This is a genomic window from Sphingomonas sp. GC_Shp_3 (assembly GCF_026540945.1).
Classification (GTDB): domain Bacteria; phylum Pseudomonadota; class Alphaproteobacteria; order Sphingomonadales; family Sphingomonadaceae; genus Sphingomonas.
This window is the reverse complement of the sequence record NZ_JALNUT010000005.1, coordinates 215,917-223,032: the sequence shown is the minus strand read 5'-3', so window position 1 is coordinate 223,032 and position 7,116 is coordinate 215,917. Positions and strand designations below refer to the sequence as shown.

General features: G+C 58.8%; 7 protein-coding genes. 4 read left to right on the top strand and 3 right to left on the bottom strand.

Translation table 11 applies throughout. The features are described from left to right. Positions 1-379 precede the first annotated feature (379 nt). A complete protein-coding gene (locus tag OXR00_RS12715; RefSeq protein WP_267388563.1) occupies positions 380-775 on the top strand; it encodes a DUF4174 domain-containing protein in 396 nt (131 codons plus the stop codon). Between the two features lie 310 nt (positions 776-1,085). Continuing rightward, positions 1,086-1,979 carry a glucokinase gene (locus tag OXR00_RS12710; RefSeq protein WP_346732005.1) on the top strand — a complete coding sequence of 298 codons (894 nt, stop codon included), beginning with the start codon at positions 1,086-1,088 and terminating at the stop codon, positions 1,977-1,979. Positions 1,980-2,097: 118 nt separating this feature from the next. Here the strand turns inward: OXR00_RS12710 and OXR00_RS12705 are convergent, their stop codons facing one another. From OXR00_RS12705 to OXR00_RS12695, 3 genes are all read right to left on the bottom strand, one after another. Continuing rightward, a complete protein-coding gene (locus OXR00_RS12705) occupies positions 2,098-2,865 on the bottom strand; it encodes a ThuA domain-containing protein (RefSeq protein WP_267388562.1) in 768 nt (255 codons plus the stop codon). Between the two features lie 564 nt (positions 2,866-3,429). Continuing rightward, on the bottom strand, positions 3,430-4,257 hold the full coding sequence (locus tag OXR00_RS12700; RefSeq protein WP_267388561.1) for an alpha/beta hydrolase: 828 nt from the start codon (positions 4,255-4,257) through the stop codon (positions 3,430-3,432). A gap of 48 nt (positions 4,258-4,305) precedes the next feature. Then, a complete protein-coding gene (locus tag OXR00_RS12695; RefSeq protein ID WP_267388560.1) occupies positions 4,306-5,004 on the bottom strand; it encodes a pirin family protein in 699 nt (232 codons plus the stop codon). Between the two features lie 104 nt (positions 5,005-5,108). Between OXR00_RS12695 and OXR00_RS12690 the strand changes: the two genes are divergently transcribed. Both OXR00_RS12690 and OXR00_RS12685 read left to right on the top strand, forming a co-directional pair. Then, on the top strand, positions 5,109-5,846 hold the full coding sequence (locus tag OXR00_RS12690) for a LysR family transcriptional regulator (RefSeq protein ID WP_346732003.1): 738 nt from the start codon (positions 5,109-5,111) through the stop codon (positions 5,844-5,846). 321 nt (positions 5,847-6,167) lie between these two features. Beyond that, positions 6,168-6,674, top strand: a complete 507-nt coding sequence (locus tag OXR00_RS12685) for a hypothetical protein (RefSeq protein ID WP_267388559.1) — start codon at positions 6,168-6,170, stop codon at positions 6,672-6,674. The last annotated feature ends 442 nt before the right edge of the window (positions 6,675-7,116 follow it).

Here is a 7,116-nt window from a genome sequence, read left to right as displayed (position 1 = left end):
CCCTGAGCACCCTGCTGCCCTCTGGACGGAAGCAGACGACGCCTCCACCGCGCGACGGAAAGGTTGCATGTGGACATATAGCGGCATGCGGTCGTCACTCGCACCATCATGGACGGCGCCCTCCGACACGGAAGCGCCTTCTACCTAGTCATGATGCAGTCGGTTTCGCCTCGGCAGGCTAGACCCAAATAAGGCCATCCGCGACAGCGTGACAGCTTCGGTAAAGCAGGCAACCATTCACCTGAGCTAAACGCGAAAGGCGATGATGATGCTTTATTCACTTACCGCCTAACGCGATCCCGCTCGCTTCGGGAGATTGTTGATCCTCGCGCAATCATGCCCGGACGCAACGTCGAGCAACGCCACGCGTTCTTTATGAATGATCACGTTGAAGCTGCTCATGACCATGTCGCTGATGGCCGCAAGCCCCGCAAGCCTCTCTTCGATGAAGTGGGAAAAGCGTGTGCTGCTGGTCAGCGCGCCTGATGCAAACAATCCCTCGCTCAACGAACAACGTAGCATCATCGCTCGATGGGGGGCGGGCGCGGAAGAGCGCGATATTAAGATCGTCGAAGTCATAGGGCACGACGTAGTGGGAGCAAGCGATCCGGCGGCTACGCTCCGGCAGCGCTACAGATTACCAATCGCCGGTTTTGCGGTTACCCTGATCGGTAAGGATGGTGGCAGCAAGCTACGCGGAACACGACCCATCTCTGCCGCCACGCTTGAAGAAGTGATTGACGCGATGCCGATGCGTCGCGGCGGCAAGCGTTAGCCCCGTTCAGCTCGAGTATGAGAGCAAGTCACTTTCCCTCAAAACGGCTGGGTGATCGGTACCCAAACGCGAAGACCCACATTTGGCCATTTAGCTGTCTTCAACCTCCGCCAAATATCGGACGTCCGTTCATGTTATTCTTCAGCATTCCGTCTTCCGGTTCGGCGTATTCAACAGCGGATTACTGTCAAATCTGGGGAGCTCGGCAACGGGAAAGTTGTAGAGAAGTTTAGGTGCGGCTAAGCTGGTCCTATCAACTAAAAGGACGGCGGACATGTTCAGATGAACCGTAGCCGCCGGAGGAGGGCACATCGATACAGGTGCACGGGACTGGCCGCTGATCGATTGCTCGCGCAAAGGCGAAATCATCCTTGCCCATTCAAAGCCAAGCGCATCTCCTCAGATTGGGAGGCTACATCGATACGAAACTACCATACCGACCTTCACTGATGTGCTGCTTTGGTTTTCTCGGGACAGCGGGCACCAGCTAGCAGATCTGCAGCCTGCAATCGCTATAGCGGGAGTTGCCAGCGGTCCTTCGATGATCATCGAACGATCACGATGGGTGATCTCGTATGATGGATTGACCTCTCTGTTTGCGCGAGCACCGGTGATCATAAACGAGGTGGCTGCGCAGGCTTGGGCACTGCGGGCCTCGTTGCAAGGCGTAACCTTGGTACATGGCACACGTTTGCCGGACATGACCAAGAAGGGCCGGTATGCGTTCCTGACCTACAATGAAGGTGTCGGAACCGCAGTTCTAGACCTTGACGAACACGGGCGGTATTCCGTGTTAGACGCCGAAGGTGGTCAGCTAGATTTCGCCGGCATTTCAGATGCTGAACGGGATCTTGCCCATTCGATCGTTACCGTAGCAGGGGCCGCAATCTCGTGGGAAAACATCCTGATGTTGCGGCAACATGTTGCGACAACAGCGATTGAAGAAAAAGATCTTCTATTCGCACGCCTTCTCGGCCGCTTCGTTTCCAATCTGATGTACACAAACGGGGCTTGGAACGGCGCCTTTATGACCGGTCCCCTCGTCCCCTCACCTAAACTTGACGCCGAGTTTTCGTCGGCATTTACAACCCGCCGACCTTATCCGCGGCTGCTTGCTAAAGCTGCTGTGTGCAGGGTCGCGCAAGCAAACTCCGTCCTGCGCGGGTGCGCGGTGATGTTGGCGTCGCGCTTTGGACTTCTGTGACTAAGAGATCGCCGTCTAAGCTTACTCTTAGATTCTCCGGAACCAGTCGTTTAGATAGGCCGCCCAATCATTTCAGAGCACACGTCTGATACGCTTGAACAACGTACTGCCGAGTCAATCAATGCTGTTGGCCAAGTCCAGTGGCGGTCCAATAGATCCCGCCCAGCAGGTGCTGTAAATATCGTTCGTCCCGGTACATCTCGACGTTGTGCCCGAGCAAAGTGACAAACACGCGCCCTTTCTCGTAACGCTGGAACCATGCTTCCGGGTGATCCCCGCCCATCCGCTTACCGACTTGGCCGGGCCAGATCTTGGTCGGATCGTAGCTGGCCTCGTCGACTTTCAAGACAGGAGCGATCGTGACGTGATATGGATTGGCGGTGACGTAGAACTCGTCGCTCCAAAGCCATCGATCGGGCAAGCCAAACGCAGCGGGAAACCCTTTGTCCGCGACGGTGACTACCGCGGTCTGGATCATCGGATGATTGATGAAAGAGCGGCCGACCAGCTTCTCAAACCAAGGCCATGAGTTCGGTGGCACGATCGCGGCCCGGTGCACCACCATGGCGTTGCCACCGGAGCGCATATATTGCTCGAAGTGACTGCGTTGCGCCTCACTCAACTGCTCCGCCGGCGAATTCAGAAACAGAACCGCTGCATACTGATGTAGGTCGCCGTCGAACGCCGCAGGATCGCTCGTCCAGGTTATCCCGAACGAGTGAAGCCTAGCTAGGCGCTCAAGGCTCTCCCGTGCGATGGGGATATATTCATAGTGGTATTTGCTGGGCGTTGCGATCACCAGTACCTTGAACTGGTCCTCGGCCCAGCTGACTGAGGGCATGACGATCCAGATCAGGGTGGCAAGCACCCGAACAATGACCTTCATCGCGCACGCTCCTCGTTAACTCACGCGCTTGTACCGCAGGTGTCTGTATGCGCCAGCCAGACATTCATCGCGAGTGATGCTGCTAAGCGCTTCTCTGCCGATGACGACTCGGAAGTCGACAGCCGCGCAACGCCATGCATCTGACGCATGGCATTGGGAAGTCTGCGACCGCGCAGACCCAATCCCGGTCGTTCGCGACGTGTTTTTGACTTCCCAACTCCGGTCGACCGTTCATGTGGCTTGAAGGGTTGCTGCTACCGCTCAGCCAGCTCACTCTCCAGTTTGGCGATGGCAACGCCAATCGCGTCCAATTGCGCGCAGGAAGGCTCCTGCCGCGCCCGTCGAGCCTCCTGTACCAAGTCCGACCAATAGGTGATGGTATACTTGTAAACCGGGTGACCACGCAGCCTGCGGGCGCTTGCAATGGCATTCTCAAGGTTCTCTAAAGCTGATCCATGGAGCTGCATGAGACCAGATAGGCGGGCAATCCATAACGAAGAAGGTTGATGTCAGACTGTCGTGCGAAAGCACGGGGCGGGCAACCGCCCCGTGCTTCGTCGTGATTCAGCCTTCGATAAAGGCCAGCAGGTCAGCGTTGATCCGATCGGCATTGGTGGCCGGCATGCCGTGGGGGAAGCCGGGATAGGAGATGAGCTTGGCACCCTTCACGATCTCCGCTGACATCTTGCCAGTGGTGGCGAACGGCACGACTTGGTCATCCTCGCCGTGCAGCACCAGCGTCGGCACGGCGATCGCTTTGAGGTCATCCGTAAAATCAGTCTCGGAAAAGGCTTTGATGCCCAGCGTATGAGCGAGCGCCGAGCCCATCATGCCCTGCCGCCACCAGTTGAGCCGCACCGCTTCCTTCACCTCAGCACCCTCGCGGTTGTAGCCGAAGAAAGGGAGGGTGAAGTCGTAGTAGAATTGGGAGCGGTTGGTGGCGGTCTGCTCGCGCACCATGTCGAACACGTCCATTGGCACGCCGTCCGGGTTGCTGTCGGTCCTGACCATGATCGGCGCGACCGCGCTCACCAGCGCCACCCTCTTTACTCGGCCAGGCTTGGCACGCGCGACGTAGCGGGCCACCTCGCCACCGCCGGTCGAGTGCCCGACGTGGACTGCGTCGTGCAGGTCGAGCGCGTCGGTCAGCGCGATGACGTCGGCGACATAGGTGTCCATGTCGTGGCCGCCAGCAGACTGGGTAGAGCGACCATGGCCGCGGCGATCATGGGCGATCACCCGGTAACCCTTCTGGACGAAGAACATCATCTGGGCATCCCAGTCGTCCGAGCTGAGCGGCCAACCATGATGGAACATGACGACGGGCGCGTCCTTGTTGCCCCAGTCCTTGTAAAAGATTTCGGTCGCGTCGGCGGTGGTGATGAACGGCATGGCAGGTCTCCTTGGAGTTACGAGGGGTACGCGGTACGAAAGGGTGGATCAGGCGGCGTCGACGAGAACGATTTCGGCATCCTCGATCGCGGTGACGCGGAGAACGGCCTCCTCGGCGATGGCGGCACCGTCGCGGGCCTCTAGCCGGGCGCCGTTGACCTCGATTGTGCCAATAGCGGGGACGAGGTAACCGTGGCGATCGGCGCCGAGCGGGTACTCGGCGGTCTCGCCCGCCTTCAGCGTGGCAGCGACGATCCGGGCGTCGGTGCGGATCGGCAGCGCGTCGTCATCGTTGGCGAAGCCGCTGGCCAGCGTCACGAACTGCCCTGAGCGCTCGCCCTTGGGGAAGGGCTTGGCACCCCACGACGGAGCCTCGCCACGCGTCTTGGGCTCGATCCAGATCTGGAAGATGCGAGTGATACCCGGCTCCTTGTTATACTCCGAGTGGCGGACCCCGGAGCCCGCGCTCATCACCTGCACGTCCCCGGCCTCTGTGCGGCCGGTGTTGCCGAGCGAGTCCTGGTGGGTGATCGCACCCTCACGGACGTAGGTGATGATCTCCATGTCGTTATGCGGATGCGGGGGGAAGCCGGTGCCGGGGGCGATGGTGTCATCGTTCCAGACGCGGATGTCACCCCAGCCCATCCGGGCCGGGTCATAGTAGCTCGCAAACGAGAAGTGATGCTTGGCGTCGAGCCAGCCATGGTTGGCGCCACCGAGGCTGCTGAAGGGACGACGGTCGATCATGGTTCGGTCTCCTGGGGGAGCGTTGCTGCTCCGATGACCTGAAGATGCGCCACGATTGGACTTGACGAAACGGCAAGGTTGGCATCTCATCCTTGCCGGAAATGGTGAAGCGTCTTCCTGATCTCGAAGCCTGGGCGATCTTCGCCAAGGTTGCCGAACACGGCTCTTTCTCGCGGGCGGCACGCGAGATGGGCATGTCCGATCCCACCGTTTCGAAGGCGATCGGGCGACTAGAGGCGCGCCTCGGCCTAACCCTCATCGCGCGTAACTCGCGACGCATTGCGCTGACTGATGCCGGACAAGCCACGTTGGAGCGCGCAAGCCGCATCCTCAGCGAGGGCGTGGCGGTTGAGGATGAAGCCGGCGAACAATCCAATGTGCCCCGCGGCCGCGTACGGATCAGCGCTCCCCTGTCGTTCGGCATCGCCTATCTCGGCGCGACGCTGCCGGCGTTCCTTCAAGCCTATCCCGAGATCACCGTCGATTTCGCGCTGAGCGACCGCAAGGTCGACCTCGTGGCGGAAGGGTTCGATCTGGCGCTCAGGATTGCCAGCCTGAACGACTCATCACTCCTCTCGCGCCGGCTCTGCACAGTTCGGCTGTTGCTAGTGGGCTCGCCCGACTATCTCGGGCGCCACGGCATGCCCACTCATCCAGCGGAACTGAGCCGGCATCGCGCGCTGGCTTATACGGGTGGCGCCTCCAGGATGTGGCGCTTCACACACTCCACATTTGGGGAAGAGGCGGTCGAACCGTCGGTGCGGGTGTGGACAGACAATGCCGATCTGCTGAACCCGGCGCTTGTCGCCGGGCAGGTCTCGCAATTCAGCCCGAGTTCCTGATCTGGCGCAAATTGCGCGACGGCAAGCTGGCAGTCGCGATGCCGGAATGGGCCGTGACGCCGTTGGGGCTTCACCTCGTCATGCCGCCTAGTCCCTTACGGCCGCTCCGTGTTCAGGTTCTCATCGACTACCTTGCCCGTGAGCTGGCGAACGCACCGTGGGTCTGCGAGTAGGTACGTCGCTGATGTCCTAAGTTTCGAGCGCCTCGTAAGTCCCACCTTTTGCGACATGGGAATGTCGTGTTTTGGTGGAAAGCGGTCATTCACCTATTCGTCCTAGATCACGGGACCGTTTCGAGTAGCGAGCTTTTCGGAAAATATGATGACAGTGGCCGCAGCGGTTCCTTCAGCAGAAAATCATTGGGAGTTACGGGTCGAGCGGCTCGTCCCCCGAAAACGTCATGTCGCTTATCGCGTGCTAATCAACAGGATTGCCGAATGGTGGTGGCATCCCTTTCCAACTCCAAAGGCTCAATTTATCATTGATTGGCGTGCGGGGGAACAGTTCCGAATTATATCAATTAATGGTACTGTAACTCAGAGCGGCGTTATCATGCGTATTCGCCGTGGGTGGTATTTTTATATGACTGATGCCGTCGATTTTGCTTGCAGACCGGGTAGACCATCAATGGTTTGTTCTTGGAGTATACGCAATACACCTAAAGACGATCCGAGGCGCCTGCCGAATGAATGCGCAACATTGGTTTCTACGATTAGGCACTTTTCCGAAGAAGATTATCAGAGAAACCTTGCTCTTGGCCTTGAGCGTGGCTGGAATGAATCAGCTGATCGTTTTGCAGAAATGTGCAAAGAGCGGATTGCTTACTAGGATATTTTTGTAACGGATGTTGCTTAGCCGATTCAGCGGCGTCTGCTTAAAAAACCATCGCGAGGACGCCTGAACGGCGACAATTGGGCGCTTTGGGACTAGCCGCTCTTTTGTGGGAGCCGACCCGGCCATCTGATCTTACCAAACATCGCCACGTGGCGGAGATGCCATCCGCCGCGCTGTAACGTATCCCAAACATTTCCCCGTAGCGTGATGCCTTCTGGAGGTGGTCTTACCCCCGCGTTACCCCTGCTGTTTCGTGCTCGCGAACGTCTGAAGGTGGTGGATTGCGGAAGGTCGGCCAATGGCATTGATCGTGCGGAGGCAGCCCTAATCTGAAGCTGAGATGCAGCCCAGTTTACCATCTAAGGCGGTTCTCTGATGCAAAGCCTGCCTCCGTCGGATGAAGTTTTCAGCACGGGCGTAGCCGTGCTGGAGGCCG

Excerpts from the sequence above, each read along its gene's own strand:
- OXR00_RS12715 (WP_267388563.1), top strand. The coding sequence starts at position 380 with ATGATCACGTTGAAGCTGCTCATGACCATGTCGCTGATGGCCGCAAGC.
- OXR00_RS12705 (WP_267388562.1), bottom strand. The coding sequence starts at position 2,865 with ATGAAGGTCATTGTTCGGGTGCTTGCCACCCTGATCTGGATCGTCATG.
- OXR00_RS12700 (WP_267388561.1), bottom strand. The coding sequence starts at position 4,257 with ATGCCGTTCATCACCACCGCCGACGCGACCGAAATCTTTTACAAGGAC.
- OXR00_RS12695 (WP_267388560.1), bottom strand. The coding sequence starts at position 5,004 with ATGATCGACCGTCGTCCCTTCAGCAGCCTCGGTGGCGCCAACCATGGC.
- OXR00_RS12685 (WP_267388559.1), top strand. The coding sequence starts at position 6,168 with ATGACAGTGGCCGCAGCGGTTCCTTCAGCAGAAAATCATTGGGAGTTA.